General features: G+C 69.5%; 16 protein-coding genes. 8 read left to right on the forward strand and 8 right to left on the reverse strand.

Features of this window, described 5'->3' with window-relative positions; translation table 11 throughout:
* The 3 genes from ACZ49J_RS42775 to serC all read left to right on the forward strand — a co-directional run.
* Nucleotides 1-231, forward strand: a 231-nt coding sequence (locus ACZ49J_RS42775; protein WP_467456712.1) for an adenosylhomocysteinase, incomplete at its 5' end; no start/stop codon positions are given.
* 51 nt (nucleotides 232-282) lie between these two features.
* Nucleotides 283-867 (forward strand): anthrone oxygenase family protein, encoded by a 585-nt coding sequence (locus ACZ49J_RS42780; RefSeq protein ID WP_467456711.1) that lies wholly within the window; start codon nucleotides 283-285, stop codon nucleotides 865-867.
* 193 nt (nucleotides 868-1060) lie between these two features.
* Nucleotides 1061-2179, forward strand: coding sequence for a phosphoserine transaminase (serC, locus tag ACZ49J_RS42785; protein WP_467456710.1), 1119 nt, complete (start codon nucleotides 1061-1063; stop codon nucleotides 2177-2179).
* 92 nt (nucleotides 2180-2271) lie between these two features.
* Here the strand turns inward: serC and ACZ49J_RS42790 are convergent, their stop codons facing one another.
* From ACZ49J_RS42790 to ACZ49J_RS42800, 3 genes are all read right to left on the reverse strand, one after another.
* A complete protein-coding gene (locus tag ACZ49J_RS42790; protein WP_467456708.1) occupies nucleotides 2272-3864 on the reverse strand; it encodes an alpha/beta hydrolase in 1593 nt (530 codons plus the stop codon).
* A gap of 233 nt (nucleotides 3865-4097) precedes the next feature.
* Complete coding sequence (locus ACZ49J_RS42795; protein ID WP_467456727.1) at nucleotides 4098-4919, reverse strand: ABC transporter permease; 822 nt, start codon at nucleotides 4917-4919, stop codon at nucleotides 4098-4100.
* Nucleotides 4920-4933: 14 nt separating this feature from the next.
* On the reverse strand, nucleotides 4934-5890 hold the full coding sequence (locus tag ACZ49J_RS42800) for an ATP-binding cassette domain-containing protein (protein WP_467456707.1): 957 nt from the start codon (nucleotides 5888-5890) through the stop codon (nucleotides 4934-4936).
* 125 nt (nucleotides 5891-6015) lie between these two features.
* Between ACZ49J_RS42800 and ACZ49J_RS42805 the strand changes: the two genes are divergently transcribed.
* Nucleotides 6016-6792 (forward strand): TetR/AcrR family transcriptional regulator, encoded by a 777-nt coding sequence (locus tag ACZ49J_RS42805; protein WP_467456705.1) that lies wholly within the window; start codon nucleotides 6016-6018, stop codon nucleotides 6790-6792.
* 12 nt (nucleotides 6793-6804) lie between these two features.
* Here ACZ49J_RS42805 and ACZ49J_RS42810 read toward each other — a convergent pair whose 3' ends face one another.
* Nucleotides 6805-7794, reverse strand: a complete 990-nt coding sequence (locus ACZ49J_RS42810; RefSeq protein ID WP_467456704.1) for a WD40 repeat domain-containing protein — start codon at nucleotides 7792-7794, stop codon at nucleotides 6805-6807.
* A 167-nt stretch (nucleotides 7795-7961) separates the two neighbouring features.
* On the opposite strand from ACZ49J_RS42810, the gene ACZ49J_RS42815 reads away from it, so the two are divergent.
* The 3 genes from ACZ49J_RS42815 (at nucleotide 7962) to ACZ49J_RS42825 (ending at nucleotide 10409) form a co-directional block, all read left to right on the forward strand.
* Nucleotides 7962-8642 (forward strand): SGNH/GDSL hydrolase family protein, encoded by a 681-nt coding sequence (locus tag ACZ49J_RS42815; RefSeq protein WP_467456702.1) that lies wholly within the window; start codon nucleotides 7962-7964, stop codon nucleotides 8640-8642.
* A gap of 92 nt (nucleotides 8643-8734) precedes the next feature.
* Nucleotides 8735-9325, forward strand: coding sequence for a Uma2 family endonuclease (locus tag ACZ49J_RS42820; protein WP_467456701.1), 591 nt, complete (start codon nucleotides 8735-8737; stop codon nucleotides 9323-9325).
* Nucleotides 9326-9407: 82 nt separating this feature from the next.
* Nucleotides 9408-10409 (forward strand): aldo/keto reductase, encoded by a 1002-nt coding sequence (locus tag ACZ49J_RS42825; protein ID WP_467456699.1) that lies wholly within the window; start codon nucleotides 9408-9410, stop codon nucleotides 10407-10409.
* A 404-nt stretch (nucleotides 10410-10813) separates the two neighbouring features.
* Here ACZ49J_RS42825 and thpR read toward each other — a convergent pair whose 3' ends face one another.
* The 3 genes from thpR to ACZ49J_RS42840 all read right to left on the reverse strand — a co-directional run bounded on the left by thpR (nucleotide 10814) and on the right by ACZ49J_RS42840 (nucleotide 13599).
* On the reverse strand, nucleotides 10814-11386 hold the full coding sequence (gene thpR / locus ACZ49J_RS42830; RefSeq protein ID WP_467456726.1) for an RNA 2',3'-cyclic phosphodiesterase: 573 nt from the start codon (nucleotides 11384-11386) through the stop codon (nucleotides 10814-10816).
* A gap of 63 nt (nucleotides 11387-11449) precedes the next feature.
* Complete coding sequence (locus tag ACZ49J_RS42835; protein WP_467456697.1) at nucleotides 11450-12739, reverse strand: MFS transporter; 1290 nt, start codon at nucleotides 12737-12739, stop codon at nucleotides 11450-11452.
* A 422-nt stretch (nucleotides 12740-13161) separates the two neighbouring features.
* Entirely contained in the window at nucleotides 13162-13599 is a 438-nt protein-coding gene (locus ACZ49J_RS42840; RefSeq protein WP_467456696.1) for a MarR family winged helix-turn-helix transcriptional regulator, read from the reverse strand.
* Nucleotides 13600-13807: 208 nt separating this feature from the next.
* Here ACZ49J_RS42840 and ACZ49J_RS42845 point away from each other — a divergent pair, with 208 nt between their 5' ends.
* Complete coding sequence (locus ACZ49J_RS42845) at nucleotides 13808-14056, forward strand: ribbon-helix-helix protein, CopG family (protein ID WP_467456695.1); 249 nt, start codon at nucleotides 13808-13810, stop codon at nucleotides 14054-14056.
* On the opposite strand, the gene ACZ49J_RS42850 is transcribed toward ACZ49J_RS42845, so the two are convergent.
* Entirely contained in the window at nucleotides 14026-15483 is a 1458-nt protein-coding gene (locus tag ACZ49J_RS42850; RefSeq protein WP_467456694.1) for an NCS2 family permease, read from the reverse strand. The two genes, ACZ49J_RS42845 and ACZ49J_RS42850, sit on opposite strands and share 31 nt — an antisense overlap.
* Nucleotides 15484-15676 lie beyond the last annotated feature (193 nt).

Raw genomic sequence — 15676 nt, forward strand, 5'->3', positions numbered from 1 at the left:
GTGATGTCGAACTCCTTCGCGGACCAGACCCTGGCCCAGATCGAGCTGTTCACCAAGCAGTCCGAGTACCCGACCGGCGTGTACACGCTGCCCAAACACCTCGACGAGAAGGTCGCCCGCCTCCACCTCGACGCACTCGGCGTGAAACTCACGACGCTGCGCCCGGAGCAGGCCGCGTACATCGGAGTCGAGGTCGAGGGCCCGTACAAGCCCGACCACTACCGCTACTGACACCCGCCCTGCCACGATCCGTCATCAGCGCCCCCACCCTCCGGAGACCCGATGAATCACCGTCAGGCCGACACCACACGGCCGCACCCCCTCACCCACCCGTTACCGACACCGGCCGAACGGCCCGGGTACGGCCCCGGCCCCGCCCTGCTCCTCGTCTCCACCGTCCTCATGGGCCTGATGGCGGGGTTGTTCTTCGCCTTCGACATCTCGGTGATGCCCGGGCTCGCCGACGGCGACGACCGCACCTATGTCGCGGCCATGCAGAACTTCAACGCGGAGATCGACGGCAACGGCCTGTTCGGCAGCGTCTTCCTCCTGGCCCTGCTGATACCCGCTGCCGCCGCGGTCCTGGAGTTCCGCAGGGGGCGCAGGAGCACCGCCCTGTGGGCGGGAGCCGCAGCGCTCGCCTACCTGGTGGTCCTGGTGATCACCATGGCGGTCAACATCCCGCTCAACAACGAACTGGCGGACCTCGGCGACCCGTCCCGGGTGAAGGACTTCTCGGTGGTGGACAGCTTCCGCACCACCTGGGTCACCACCAACATCCTGCGCACCGTCCTGTGCACCGCCGCACTGGCGGCCCTCGCCAGGGCCCTGCTCCTGTGCGGACGTGCCACAGCCGGCCGACGGTAGGTGTCACGGATAAGAGGCCTCCTCCGCGGCGCGTCGCGGAGGAGGCCGTGCGGCGGCCGGGGTCCCGCTCTCCCCGGCGGCGGGGCCGATCGGGTGGGCGCGGCGGGGGCGGGAGACCGCCACCCCGCCCCGCCCCGTCTCACCCGACGGACGACGTTTCGCCCAGGTTTCCAGAAACGGCTACGCTCCCGTCGTGGCTGAGATCCAGATTCCCGCTGACATCAGGCCCGCCGACGGACGATTCGGCGCCGGCCCCTCCAAGGTGCGGACGGAGGCGCTGGACGCGCTGGCCGCCACCGGCACATCCCTCCTCGGCACCTCCCACCGCCAGGCTCCCGTGAAGAACCTGGTCGGCAAGGTGCGCGAGGGCATCAGTGAGCTGTTCCAGGTTCCCGACGGCTACGAGGTCATCCTCGGCAACGGCGGATCGACCGCTTTCTGGGACATCGCGACCCACGGTCTGATCGAGAACAAGTCGCAGCACCTCTCGTTCGGCGAGTTCTCCTCCAAGTTCGCCAAGGCCGCGAAGCTCGCCCCCTGGCTGGCCGAGCCGACCGTCATCGCCGGCGACCCCGGCACGCACCCGGAGCCCGTGGCCGAGGCCGGCGTGGACGTCTACGCGTTCACCCACAACGAGACCTCCACCGGTGTGGCCATGCCCATCAAGCGGGTGGAGGGTGCCGACGAGGGCGCCCTCGTCCTCGTGGACGCCACCTCCGGCGCCGGCGGCCTCCCCGTCGACATCAGCGAGACCGACGTCTACTACTTCGCCCCGCAGAAGTCCTTCGCCTCCGACGGCGGCCTCTGGATCGGCGTCTTCTCCCCGGCCGCCATCGAGCGCGCCGAGCGCGTCCACGCGAGCGGACGGCACGTCCCCGAGTTCTTCTCGCTGCCGACCGCGATCGACAACTCGCGCAAGAACCAGACGTACAACACGCCGGCCCTCGCCACCCTCTTCCTGCTCGACCAGCAGCTGGAGTGGCTCAACGGGCAGGGCGGCCTGGCCTGGTCCACGGCCCGCACGAAGGACTCCTCGACCCGCCTGTACTCCTGGGCCGAGGACATCAAGTACGCGAACCCGTTCGTCGCCGACCCGGCCAAGCGCTCCCAGGTCATCGGCACGATCGACTTCACCGACGAGGTCGACGCCGCCGCCGTCGCCAAGGTGCTCCGCGCCAACGGCATCGTCGACACCGAGCCCTACCGCAAGCTCGGCCGCAACCAGCTCCGCGTCGCCATGTTCCCGGCCATCGACCCGGCGGACGTCGAGGCGCTGACGAAGTGCGTCGACTACGTCATCGAGAAGCTGTAGGAGTCGTCCGTACGGAGAAGGGCGCCCGGTGAGTCACCGGGCGCCCTTCTCGTGTCGTACGACTCTCATGTCGTACGACGAAGACGGCTCACTCAGCCGCCGAACCCGAGAACCCCCTGCAGCGTGTTCCCGACCACCGTCGTGGCCGCCTGCGCGGGGCCCTGCGGCTTCGGGTCGGGCAGCTTCTGGCAGACGGCGTCGGCCGTGCCGCTGCCCCGCGGCACCTTGCCGCTGGTGAGGTAGGCCGCCAGGTAGTCGTCGAGGCAGTCGTTGCCGCTCAGCGTGATGCCGTGGTTCCCGCCGCCCTGCTCCACGACCAGGCTGGAGTTCTTGAGCAGCCGGTGGACGGTGACGCCGCCCTGGTAGGGGGTGGCGGCGTCGTTCGTCGCCTGGAACAGCAGCACCGGCGGCAGCTTGGCGTTGGCGACGTTCACCGGCTTCAGCGACTTCGTCGGCCAGAACGCGCACGGCGCATTGTACCAGGCGTTGTTCCATGTCATGAACGGCGCCTTCTCGTACACTGCCCAGTTGTCCTTGCGCCACTGGTTCCAGTCGCGCGGCCAGGACGCGTCACGGCACTGCACCGAGGTGTAGATGCTGTAGCCGTTGTCGCCGGAGGCGTCGATGGCGGCGAAGTTCTCGTACGCCTTGACCAGCGGGCCGTCGTTCTTGTCGTTCACGTACGCCGCGAACGCCTGGGCGGGGGAGGGCCAGTACCCGTTGTAGTAGCCGCCGGGTATGAAGGTGTCCTCCAGCTCGGAGGCGCCCACCTTGCCGCCCGCGGGCTTCTTGGCGACGGCCGCCCGCATGGCGTACCACTTGGCCTCGATCTTCGCCGGGTCGGTGCCGAGCCTGTAGGTGGAGTCGTACTTGGCGATCCACGCCATGAGCGCCTTGTGACGGTCGTCGAAGGCGTAGTCCTGGGCGATGTTGTCCTCGTACCACACGCCGGTCGGGTCGACGATCGAGTCCAGCACCAGGCGCCGCACCCGCTCGGGGTACAGCTTGGCGTAGACGGCGCCGAGGTAGGTGCCGTACGAGTAGCCGAAGTAGTTGATCTTCTTCGCGCCGAGGGCCCTGCGGATCGAGTCCATGTCCTTCACGGCGCTGACCGTGTTGATGTACGGCAGGACGTCCTTGTACTTCGTGCCGCAGGCCTTGGCAAAGGACTTGGCGCGCGCGAGGTTGGCCTCCTCGATCGCGGGCGTGCTGGGCACGGAGTCCGGGCGCACCGGGTTGAAGTAGCCGGGCTTGCAGTCCAGGGCGGGCTTGCTCCGGCCCACTCCGCGGGGGTCGAAGCCGATGACGTCGTACTGGGCGGCGACCTCCTTGGGCAGCGAGGACGCGACGTACCCGGCCAGCGTCAGGCCACTGCCGCCGGGGCCGCCCGGGTTGACCAGCAGCGGCCCCTGGTACTTGTCGGCGGTGTGCGGCACGCGGGACAGCGCCAGCGTGATCTGCTTCCCGCGCGGCTTGGCGTAGTCGAGCGGCACCTTCACCGACGCGCACTGGAGCGTCGGGTAGTCGCCGGTGGCGCACGTCTTCCAAGTGACCTTCGCGGCCGCGGCCTGGGCGGTGTTCGCGGCGCCCACGGCGTTCGACGCGCTGGCGTTGGCGGGAACGGCTGTGAGCGTCCCCGCCAGTACGACGGTCGCGCCGCACAGCACAACTGCGCTTCTTCTCATGGAGTTCTCTCAGAACGGTGAGGGGGGTTCAGGCCCGCGGGGTCCACGGCCCATGCCGCATCGTTCCGGAAGAGCGCCCCACGCAAGAACATTTTCGACCAAGATTTGACCTGATCGAGTCATAGGCCATTCACAGCCACCTTGGGGGACGGGGCAGTTGGGACCTGGAAGGACCACCCGGGGGCGTCCGCTCAGCCCAACCCGCCCCTCACCTCACCTCACCTCACCTCACCTCACCGGCTGAGCCTCTGGAACCTCCGTACCGCCAGCGGCAGGAAGAGCGCCGTCAGGACCAGCGGCCACACGCCCGCCATGAGCAGCGCGTGCTGCTCCACCCACGAGTCACCGCCGCCCACCGGCGTACCGAACAGGTCGCGGGTGGCCGCGGCCGTGGAGGAGATCGGGTTCCACGCGGCCGCGAAACCCAGCCAGTCGGGCATGAGTTGGGGCGCGACGAAGCTGCTGGAGATCATCGTCAGCGGAAACGCCACCGCGAACAGGCCGCCCGCCGCCTCCGGATTGGGCACGAGCAGGCCCAGCCACACCCCCACCCAGATCAGCGCGAAGCGGAGCCACAGCAGCAGGCCGAAGGCGGCCAGGAAGCCCCAGCCTCCGTGGGGACGCCAGCCCATGGCGAACGCGGTGGCCATCATGATGCCCAACTCCGTGCAGGCGACGACGAGTTCGTTGACACCGCGCCCGGCCACCACGGCGGAGGAGGCCATGGGCATGGAACGGAAACGGTCGATGACGCCCTTGGTGTTGTCGTAGACGACGGTCGTGGCCGTGTTCACGAAGCCGAACGCCATCGTCATCACGAACATCCCCGGCATCAGGAAGTCCTGGTAGTCCCCGCCTCCTGGCACCTTCATCGCGCTGCCGAAGACATACCCGTAGAGCAGCACGGAGAGAATCGGGAAGCCCAGCTGCCAGGCGATGTTGACCGGTTGGCGCACGTAGTGGGTGAGGTCGCGGCGGACGATGTTCCAGCAGTCGGCGAGCAGCCAGTACAGGCGCCCGTGGCCGCCCGCTCCGGTCAGGTCGACGGTGCTCACACGCTCGGCGGTGCTCACGCGGCCTCCCTCGCCGTACGGTGTCCGGTCAGGCGGAGGAACACGTCGTCCAGGCTCGGCCTGCGCAGTCCGATGTCCTCCACCGCCACGTTCTCGTCCTGGAGCGTCCGCGCGACCTCCGTGAGGGCGGCCACCCGGTCGGCCACGGGCGCGTGCACCCGCAACTCGCCTGCCTCCGTCTGCGGTTCGCCGTCCGCCACGCGGGCGACCACCTTCACCACCCGCGGGATCTCGGCACGCTCGGCCACCACCACCTCGATGCGGTCGCCGCCGACCCGGTTCTTCAGTCCGTCCGGGGTGTCGTCCGCGATGGCCCGCCCCTGGTCGATGACGGTGATGCGGGAGGCCAGTTTGTCGGCCTCCTCCAGGTACTGCGTGGTGAGCAGGACGGTCGTGCCGCTCGCCACCAACGCCCGTACGGAATCCCAGACCTCACCCCGGCTCCGGGGGTCGAGTCCGGTCGTCGGCTCGTCGAGGAACAGCACGGCCGGAGCGAGGATCATGGAGGCGGCCAGGTCCAGCCGACGCCGCATGCCGCCGCTGTAGTCGCCGACCCCCTTGTCGGCGGCGTCGGTCAGGTCGAACCGCTCCAGCAGCTCGGCGGCCCGGAGCTTCGCCCGCTTCCCGCCCAGGTGGAACAGCCGGCCGAACATCTCCAGGTTCTGGCGTCCCGTCAGCACCTCGTCCACCGCCGCGTACTGGCCGGTGAGCCCGATGCGTGCCCGGACCTCGTGCGGCTGCCCGGCCACGTCGAGCCCGTCGACCGTCGCCCGCCCTCCGTCGAGGCGGACGAGCGTGGACAGGATGCGGACTGCGGTGGTCTTGCCCGCGCCGTTCGGCCCGAGCAGTCCGTGCACGGTGCCCTCGCGGACCGCGAGGTCGAACCCGTCGAGGGCGCGTTTCTCCCCGTACCTCTTCTCCAACCCCTCGGCCTGTACGGCATATCCGGTCACGCGAGAGCCCCCTCACCTGAAACTGAGTACGATGTACCCGTAAGAGAGTACGCCGTACCCAGTTTCTGTCCAATGAGTTTCCGGGGCCCGGCAAAGCCCATGTCAGAGGGGATACGCTGATGTTCATGGCACGGACGGGTACCGGCGGCAGCGGCAACATCAAGATCAGCCTGAAGCTGCTCTGGGGCGGTGGCGAGCGCCCCAGCCGGGGGCCCAGACCGGGGCTGACCCTGGACCGGGTCGTGGCCGCGGCCGTCGAGCTCGCCGACGCCGAGGGGCTGGAGGCGGTGTCGATGCGCCGCCTGTCCACCGCGCTGGACGTCGGCACGATGTCGCTGTACCGGTACGTGCCGGGCAAGGCCGAGCTGCTCGACCTGATGCTCGACCGGGTGCAGCGCGAGGCCCTGGAGGCCGACGAGGAGGGCCTGACGGCGGAGTCCGGCTGGCGGACGGCCGTCGAGTCCCTGGCCCGCGGTTACCTCGAGCACTACCGGCGCCACCCGTGGCTGTTGCGGGTCAACCAGGCCCGTACGGTCATGGGCCCGAGCTCCCTGCGCTCCCTGGAGGTCGCCCTGGTCCCCCTCCAGGACATGGGGCTCAGTGACCCCGAGCTGATCTCGGTGATCATCTCGGTGCAGTCCTTCGCCGGCGGCATCGCGCGTATGGAGATCGACGCCGACGACGCCGCGAAGGAAACGGGCCTGAGCGACGAGGAGTTCTGGGAGCAGCAGCGGCCGTTCCTGGAACAGGCCATGGAGAGCGGGCAGTTCCCGATGATGGCCGCTCTGGCCGCGGAAACCTTCTCGGAGGACTTCGACCACTTCGCCTTCGGGCTGAGGCGGTTCCTGGACGGCTTGGAGGTCCTGGTGGCCGAGCGGACCGGGCGAACCGAGCAGACCTGAACAGGTTCCGGCCTACGACGGGCGCCGCCGCAGCCTCTTCAGCACCCACAGGACGACGACACCGGCGCCCACTGCCAGCACGGCGGCCTTCAGACCGGAGCTCATGCCCTCCTCGCCGCTCCCCTGCCCGTCCTCCGAACTCCCGCCCCCGGACGACGAGTCGGACCCGCCGCCCCCGCCGGGCGCCTCCCGCGCCACGACCGTGCTGCCCGCGCCCTCAGTGCCGTACAGGATCGTGGACCCGTCGGTCGTGTACGTCACCGACTCGCCCTGCCTCTGCAGGGGAACGCTCAGCTGCTGGATCCGCTTGATCCTCCCGCCGTTCCAGTCGTAGAGGATCCCGCCCAAGTACCCGCGTACGGCGAGCCGTTCACCGTCGGGCGAGAAGGCCGCGTCGGTGGCCCACAGGTCGACCGGTTCGACGGGCTTGAAGACGTTGCTCCCCGACGCGGAGAGCTTCGCGGGCCCCTCGTACAGATGCCCGCCGTCCTCCTGCTTGTCGATGATGTAGACGCGCCCGGTCTTGGGGTGGACGACCAGGGACTCGGCGTCGCGGGAACCGTCGGAGTACTTCACGACGTACTGGGTGGCCCGGACGGTCTGGTCCTTGAGCTCCTTGGGCTCGGGCAGCCGGTAGATCCACACGTAGGGCCACGTGACGCCGTCGTTGTCGCCGATGTCGCCGACCCAGATCTGGTTGCCGGGCCCGATGGAGACGGCCTCGACGTCACGCGGCGTGCCGACGCCGGTCAGGGTGATGGTGGCGACGGTCTCGCCGGTGTCGCTGTCCACGGCGTAGAGGTAGGCGCCCTTGTCCTGGTCGTTGTGGGTCCAGTAGATACCGGGGTGCTGCCGTGAGGCGGCCAGGCCGCTGGACTCGGTGATCCTCGGGTCCTTGATGGTGAACCCGCCGTCGTCGTCGGCGACGACCGGCGCGGCCGAGGCGGCGGCGAGGAGGGCCCCGGCGAGGCCGGCGAGGAAGGGGAGCGATCGACGACGCATGGCCCCAAGCCTGCCACGGCGCTCCGCTGGTTCCACGGTGACCACCGCCCGGGGTGCGTGTGCCGTGGTCGCGTCCCGCGCGGGGCACGACCCTCCGTGTCGAGGTTCACAGCACGGATTCGCCCCCGAGCCCTTACCACCCAGTAGCAATCATCCATGATGAGCCCATGCTCAGGCTCATGCCCGTCGGCGACTCCATGACCATCGGCAGCGCGGGCGAACACACGTGGCGTTACCGGCTGTGGCAGCACCTGTGCGCCACGTACGGCGGCCCCTTCAGGATCGTCGGCCCGCGGGAGACGCTGTACGACAAGGCGACGGACACCCCCACGTCGTACGCCTACGCGGACCCGGAGTTCCCCCGCGCCCACCTGGCGGGATGGGGCGAGGGCTGGCTCCACATGGCCCCGCTGATCACGGAGGCGGTACGAACCCACCGCGCGGACGTCCTGCTGGTCTCCCTGGGCCTGATCGACCTCGGCTTCTACACCGGCGCGGACCAGACGGCGGAGAACGTACGCCACTTCGTGGCCGCGGCGCGCCTGGGCAATCCGCGCGTCCGCACCGTCGTACTGCCGGTGATCCCCAACATCCGGGCGGAGTCGGACGCCCTCTTCGCCGCCGAGGTGGCCCGCTTCAACGAACTCCTCGCCAAGGCGGCCGCCGACCTGGACGAACCCCGCTCGCCGCTCCTCCTCGCCTCGCCCCCGCCGTCGTACGACATCCACCGCGACACCTACGACGGCACCCACCCGAACGCCGACGGCGAACACCGCATCGCGGCGGCCTTCGCGGACGCCATGTACCAGGCGTGGGACCTGGGCGAGCCGTACGACCAGAACCGCTGAGGCGGGAAGTTCCGTCCGTGTCCCGTCACCGTGCGTATCGTTGTACTGCGCGGCTGTGCTCGTCCATGGGGCAGCCGGGGAGGAGCGCCACGATGACCGTCCTTGAAGACAGGATCGCGATGGCCGAGAGCGACAACACGCGCCAGCTCGATGAGATGTTCGAGCGGCTCGAGAAGATGCCCGTCCCCGAGGGATACAAGGTCGAGATCGTCGGGGGGGCCGTCTACATGTCGCCGCAGCGGGACGTTCACTGGGAAACCATCCGCATGATCATTTGGGCGCTCGAAGATCGCTTCGGCAGGCGGGCGAAGATCCTCTCCGACGTCCGCATCGACTTTCCCGGGCGCCTGAACGGCCTCGCCCCCGACGTGGCCAAATTGCGCGAGGGCGCCGGGAAAGACCCCGAGGGCCGCTGGCGTCCCGAGGACGTGGAGTTCATCGCCGAGGTTGTCTCCAAAGACACCGCGAAGAACGACTACGGCCCCAAGAAGACCGCCTACGCCGTCGCCGAGGTCCCCGTCTACCTCATCGCCGATCCCTACCAGGGCAAGTGCCACCTCTACACCCAGCCCAAGAACGGCGAATACCTCACCGAACTGTCCGTCACCTTCGGGGTGGACCTCGACATGACCACAACCCTCCTCGGCCTCACCCTGAAGACCGACGAGTTCCCCCGCGACTGACCCGCCGCCCGGTGAGCGGCCGATCGCCCCACGTACCCTCCCCCTTGCCTTGAGCGAACTCCAAGGCGTTGGCTGAGACCTCATGAAGTACACGCAGCTCGGACGCACGGGTCTCAAGGTCAGCCGACTGGTCCTCGGCACGATGAACTTCGGTCCGCAGACGGACGAAGCGGACAGCCACGCGATCATGGACGCCGCGCTGGACGCCGGCATCAACTTCTTCGACACCGCCAACGTGTATGGCTGGGGCGAGAACAAGGGCCGTACGGAATCGATCATCGGCAACTGGTTCGCCAAGGGCGGTGAGCGGCGCGACAAGGTCGTGCTCGCCACCAAGGTCTACGGGAACATGGACCTGGACCCCGGCAACTCCTCGGTCTGGCCCAACCACGACAAACTGTCCGCGCTCAACATCCGGCGCGCGGTGGAGGCCAGCCTGAAGCGCCTCCGGACCGACTACATCGACCTGTACCAGTTCCACCACATCGACCGGAACACTCCCTTCGAGGAGATCTGGCAGGCCATCGACGTCCTCGTACAGCAGGGCAAGATCCTCTACGCGGGCTCCAGCAACTTCCCCGGGTACAAGATCGCCCAGGCCAACGAGATCGCCGCGCGACGAGGCGGCACCATCGGTCTCGTCAGCGAGCAGTGCCTCTACAACCTCGCCGAGCGCCGCGCCGAGATGGAGGTCATCCCGGCCGCGCAGGACTATGGTCTCGGGGTCATCCCGTGGTCGCCGCTGCACGGAGGGCTGCTGGGCGGTGTGATCAAGAAGGAGGCGCAGGGCGGGCGCAGGGCCTCCGGCCGGGCCGCCGACGCGCTGGGCGACCCCGCGGTGCGCACGCAGGTCCAGGCGTACGAGGACCTGCTGGAGAAGCACGGCATCGAGCCCGGCGAGGCGGCCCTCGCCTGGCTGCTGACCCGCCCCGGCGTCACCGGCCCGATCGTGGGCCCGCGCACCGCCGAGCAACTGGAGTCCGCGATCCGAGCGTCCGAGCTGGAGCTGTCCGAGGACGTGCTGACCTCCCTGGACGACATCTTCCCGGGTCCGGGACCGTCCCCGGAAGCGTTCGCCTGGTGAATCCCCTGACGGGGGCACCCCGTCGAGGGACGCGGGGGACGGCGCGTTGTTCGGGGGCGCGGGAAGGGCGCGTCTTTAAGGGGCGCGGGGAACTGCGCATCTTCAGGGGCGCGGGGAACTGCGCATCTTTAAGGGGCGCGGGGAACTGCGCATCTTCAGGGGCGCGGGGAACTGCGCATCTTTAAGGGGCGCGGGGAACTGCGCATCTTTAAGGGGCGCGGGGAACTGCGCGACAAGCCACACACAACCGGCAGCCGACAACCCACGCGCAGTCCCCCGCCTCACCCAACACCACACCCCGCCCCTACCTCCCCAACGCAGCACCCACCGCAACAACGACGAACATCAGCACCAGCACACCGGCCATGATCCGGTTACGAGTCTTCGGGTCCACGCAGTCGAGGTTAACCGGCCCCGCCGAGCGCCCAGCGCCCGACCGTCTCGTACCGCGGCTGCTCCCCCTCCTCCCCCGACCTCGGCAGATTGCTGCGCACCAGGGCCAGCTCGGACACCGTCCATGTACGGCTCGTGAAGGCGGCGAGACGCTCGACGTGCGACCGGACGTCGACCGTCCGCCGGCTGCGGGCCACCGTCAGGTGGGGCTTGTAGCGGCGGTGCTCCCCCATCGGCACCCCCACCTTGCGCGCGGCCGCCTCCGCACGGTCCGCCAGCAGCCGCAGGGCGTCCAGGTCCCCCTCCGCGCCCGCCCACAGGGCACGTCCGCGCCCGAACTGCCCGCCGCCGCGCACCGCGAGCGGGAACGGTTCGGTGCGCCGCGCCGCACGCCGCAGCCGCTCCGACAGTTCGGGGACGAGGCCCTCCTCGACCTCGCCGTAGAAGGCGAGCGTGAAGTGCCACCCCGGCCGCCCGGTCCAGCGCAGCCGCTCCTCCCCCGGCAGTCCCTTCAACGCGGTGACGGCGTACCCCAGTTCGTCGACCACGTCGGAGGGGGGCAGCACCGCCGCGAACAGTCTCATGGTGCTCATGGGGGCCACCCTTCCAGGGAACGGATCACCTCGCGAGCGTGCCCGGGCGGAGCGTCACGCCGCGCTGCTCACCGTCGCCAGCGGCTCCCGCTCCTTCCGCTCCTTCGGTACGAACCGCACCCGCGGGTGCCCGTGGTACCAGCCGACCGACAGGCGCAGCCCGCCCGCGCGGGCCAGGAACAGACCGACGATGACGGCCGCGGCGGCCGAGATGACGCCGCCGAGGGCGAAGCCGACCCGGGGGCCGTAGGTGTCCGTGATCCAGCCGACGATCGGCGCGCCCAGGGGCGTACCGCCCATGAAGACCATCATGAACAGGGCCATCACCCGCCCGCGCATGGCCGGGTCGGTGGCCATCTGAACGGAGGTGTTCGCCGTGACGTTGACCGTCAGGCCGGCGATCCCGATCGGGACCATGAGCAGGGCGAACAACCAGTACGACGGAGCCAGCGCGGCCACGATCTCCAGCGCGCCGAAGACCGCGGCGGCCGCGACCAGCAGGCTCAGCCGGGCCGTTCCGCGCCGGGCGGCGAGCAGGGCCCCGACGAGGGAGCCGACCGCCATGAGGGTGTTGAAGAGGCTGTAGGCGCCGGCGCCCGCGTGGAAGACGTCGTCGGCGTAGGCCGACAGCCAGACGGGGAAGTTGAAGCCGAAGGTGCCGATGAACCCGACCAGGACGATCGGCCACAGCAGGTCCGGGCGGCCGGCAACGTACCGCAGGCCCTCGCGGAGCTGGCCCTTGCCGCGCGGGGCGCGCTCGACGACGTGCAGCTCGCGGGCGCGCATCAGCAGCAGGCCGGCGATGGGCGCGACGAAGGACAGGCCGTTGACGAGGAACGCCCAGCCGGTACCGACACCGGTGATCATGACGCCCGCGAGGGCGGGACCGACCAGGCGCGCGGACTGGAAGTTCGCCGAGTTCAGGCTGACGGCGTTCTGCAGCTGGTCCTTGCCGACCATCTCGGAGACGAAGGACTGGCGGGCCGGGTTGTCGACGACCGTGGCGAGTCCGACGGCGAAGGCGGCGACGTACACGTGCCAGACCTCGACGTGCCCGGAGAGGGTCAGGGCGGCGAGCGCGAGACCGGTGACGGCCATCGACGACTGGGTGACCAGCAGCGCGGGCCGCTTGGGCAGACGGTCGACGAGGACGCCGCCGTACAGGCCGAAGAGCAGCATCGGCAGGAACTGCAGGGCTGTGGTGATGCCTACGGCGGTGGAAGACCCGGTGAGACTGAGCACCAGCCAGTCCTGCGCGATGCGCTGCATCCAGGTGCCGGTGTTGGAGACGACCTGCCCGAGGAAGAAGAGCCGGTAGTTCCGGATCCGCAGAGAACGGAACATCGAGCCGCCGACCCGCTTGCCCTCGCGGCCCGCGTCACCACCGGTCGCGGGGCCGGGGGTGGGGCGTGTGCCGGGTGCGGGGGCCTTGGGGGTGGGTGCGCCGTGGGCGGACCGGGGGTCGTGAGTGGACCGGGGGTCGGCGGACCGAGGGTCGGCGGACCGGGGGTCACGAGTGGACGGACGGTTGGCGGCGGTCCGAGGGGTGTGGGCGGGCAGAGGGTTGTGGGCGGACGGAGGGTTGTGGGTCGTCGGTGCGGGGGCGGAATCTGCTCCGGGTCCCGAACTCAAAGGGGTTCGCCTCCTTGGCTGTCACGGACATCGTCGTCGTCGGCGCGGTCGTCGGGGGGGGCGCCCAGGGGGTCTCGCGAAAGCGCGGCCCGCCAGGGGCGGGACCCGCGCGCCGCGGGTGCTCGCGGGGCGGCTCAGAGATGCGCCAGCTTCTCCAGGACGGGCGCGGCCTCGCGGAGCTTGGCCCACTCGTCCTCGTCGAGCCCCTGGACCAGGGAGGTCAGGAAGGCATTGCGCTTGCGGCGGCTCTCCTCGAGCATCGCCTCGGCACGCTCGGTCTGCTTGACCACCTTCTGGCGCCGGTCCTCGGGATGCGGCTCCAGGCTGACCAGCCCCTTGCTCTCCAGCAACGCGACGATGCGCGTCATCGAGGGCGGCTGCACGTGCTCCTTGCGGGCCAGTTCGCCCGGGGTGGCGGTACCGCAGCGGGCCAGGGTGCCGAGCACCGACATCTCCGTGGGGCTCAGCGACTCGTCGACGCGCTGGTGCTTGAGCCGACGGGACAGACGCATCACGGCGGAGCGCAGGGCGTTCACGGCGGCTTCGTCGCCGCCATGGGTCAGATCGGACATGTTCTTTAGCATAACTCATTACCCTCGCTAAAGACCACCGTCATGCCACCCGCGCCCCCGTGACACCGGCCACTCCTACGCACCCGCCTACGCCGCAGCCCCTCCCGCCCCACCCACTCACGCCCTACGTCAAGCACCCATCACTCGTACGGGTGATCTGCGCGCGAAATGTGACCGACCGCCGCCGAACCGGCCCGACCCTCTCCCCATGGGGACCAGTGTGCTCAGCCTGCGCATAGACCGCGACCTGCTCGAACGCCTCCGAGGGCACGCCGCGAAACGCGGAATGAACGTCCAGGACTACGTGATCCAGACGCTCATGCGCGACGACTTCGACCAGCGGTTCCAGACCGCCGTCGAGGAGACGGAGAGGTTCTACGGGGACGCCGGAGCCGCCCACGATTCCGGCGCGCCGAGCCAGGCCGGTCAGGTGAGTCCCAGCGCGGGCATCAGGTAGTAGAAGGCGAACACCGCCGACACCACGTACATCGCGGTCGGCACCTCCCGCCCCCGGTCGGCGGCCAGGCGGAGCACCACGAAGGTGAGGAAGCCCATGCCGATGCCGTTGGTGATGGAGTACGTGAACGGCATCATCACCATGGTCACGAAGGCGGGGACGGCGATGGTGTAGTCGGCCCAGTCGATGTCCCCGACCGAGTTGGCCAGGATCAGGAAGCCGACCGCGAGCAGGGCGGGGGTGGCCGCCTGGGACGGAACCATGGTGGCGACAGGCGTCAGGAAGAGCGCGGCGGCGAAGAGCGAGCCGGTGACGACGTTCGCGAGCCCGGTCCGGGCCCCCTCACCCACCCCCGCCGTGGACTCCACGAAACAGGTGGTGGCGGACGAGGAACTGGCACCGCCCGCGGCGACGGCCATCCCGTCCACGAGAAGAACCTTGTTGATACCGGGCATGTTGCCCCGCTCGTCGGTCAGCTTCGCCTCGTCCCCGACTCCCATGATCGTGCCCATCGCGTCGAAGAAGCACGACAGCAGCACGGTGAAGACGAACAGCAGCCCGGTCAGCAGGCCCACCTTGCCGAACCCGCCGAAGAGGCTGACCTGCCCGATGAGCCCGAAGTCGGGCGTCGCCACCGGGTTCCCCGGCCACGTCGGGGTGGTCAGCCCCCAGGACGGCACATCAGCGACAGCGTTGATCACGACGGCGAGCACGGTCATCGCGACGATGGAGATGAGGATCGCCCCCGGCACCCTGCGCACGATCAGCGCGAGCGTGAGCAGCGCACCGAGCACGAACACGAGGACGGGCCAGCCGTTCAGATGCCCGTCACCGCCGAGCTGGAGCGGCACGGTGGTCTGCGCGGCGTCGGGGATCCGGGACACGAACCCGGAGTCCACGAGGCCGATGAGCATGATGAACAGCCCGATGCCGATCGAGATGCCCTTGCGCAGCCCGAGCGGAACGGCGCTCATGACGCGTTCCCGCAGTCCGGTCGCGACCAGTAGCATCACCACGAACCCGGCCAGCACCACCATGCCCATGGCGTCCGGCCACGACATGCGCGGGGCGAGCTGAAGGGCGACGACGGTATTGACGCCCAGCCCCGCGGCCAGGGCGATCGGCACGTTCCCGATGACTCCCATGAGCAGAGTCGTGAACGCGGCGGTAAGGGCAGTGGCCGTCACCAGTTGCCCGTTGTCCAGCTGATGCCCGTAGATGTCCTTGGCGCTGCCGAGGATGATCGGGTTCAGCACGATGATGTAGGCCATCGCGAAGAAGGTGGCGAACCCGCCCCGAACCTCCCGCGAGAGCGTGCTGCCCCGCTCGGAGATCCGGAAGTAACGGTCGAGGGCGCCGAACCCGGGCCGGGAACCCGGCTCCTGGGGCTGCGGCGCGGTGGCCTTGGCGGGGGCCGAGCTGGACATGCGGAACCTCATCGCCAGCAGCGCTCCCCCGAAGCTGTTGGCGTTTCCTACGAACAGAAGCTGCCGGACACAAACCGTTTCAGTATGAACATATGAGCCAGCCGAACAAAATCGATGCCGCGGAGATAATCGACACCGAAGAGCATCCAGGTACGACAAGAGCCTCCCGCCCCCTCCCGGGACCACCCTCGTA

This window comes from Streptomyces sp. NPDC030840 (assembly GCF_055572015.1).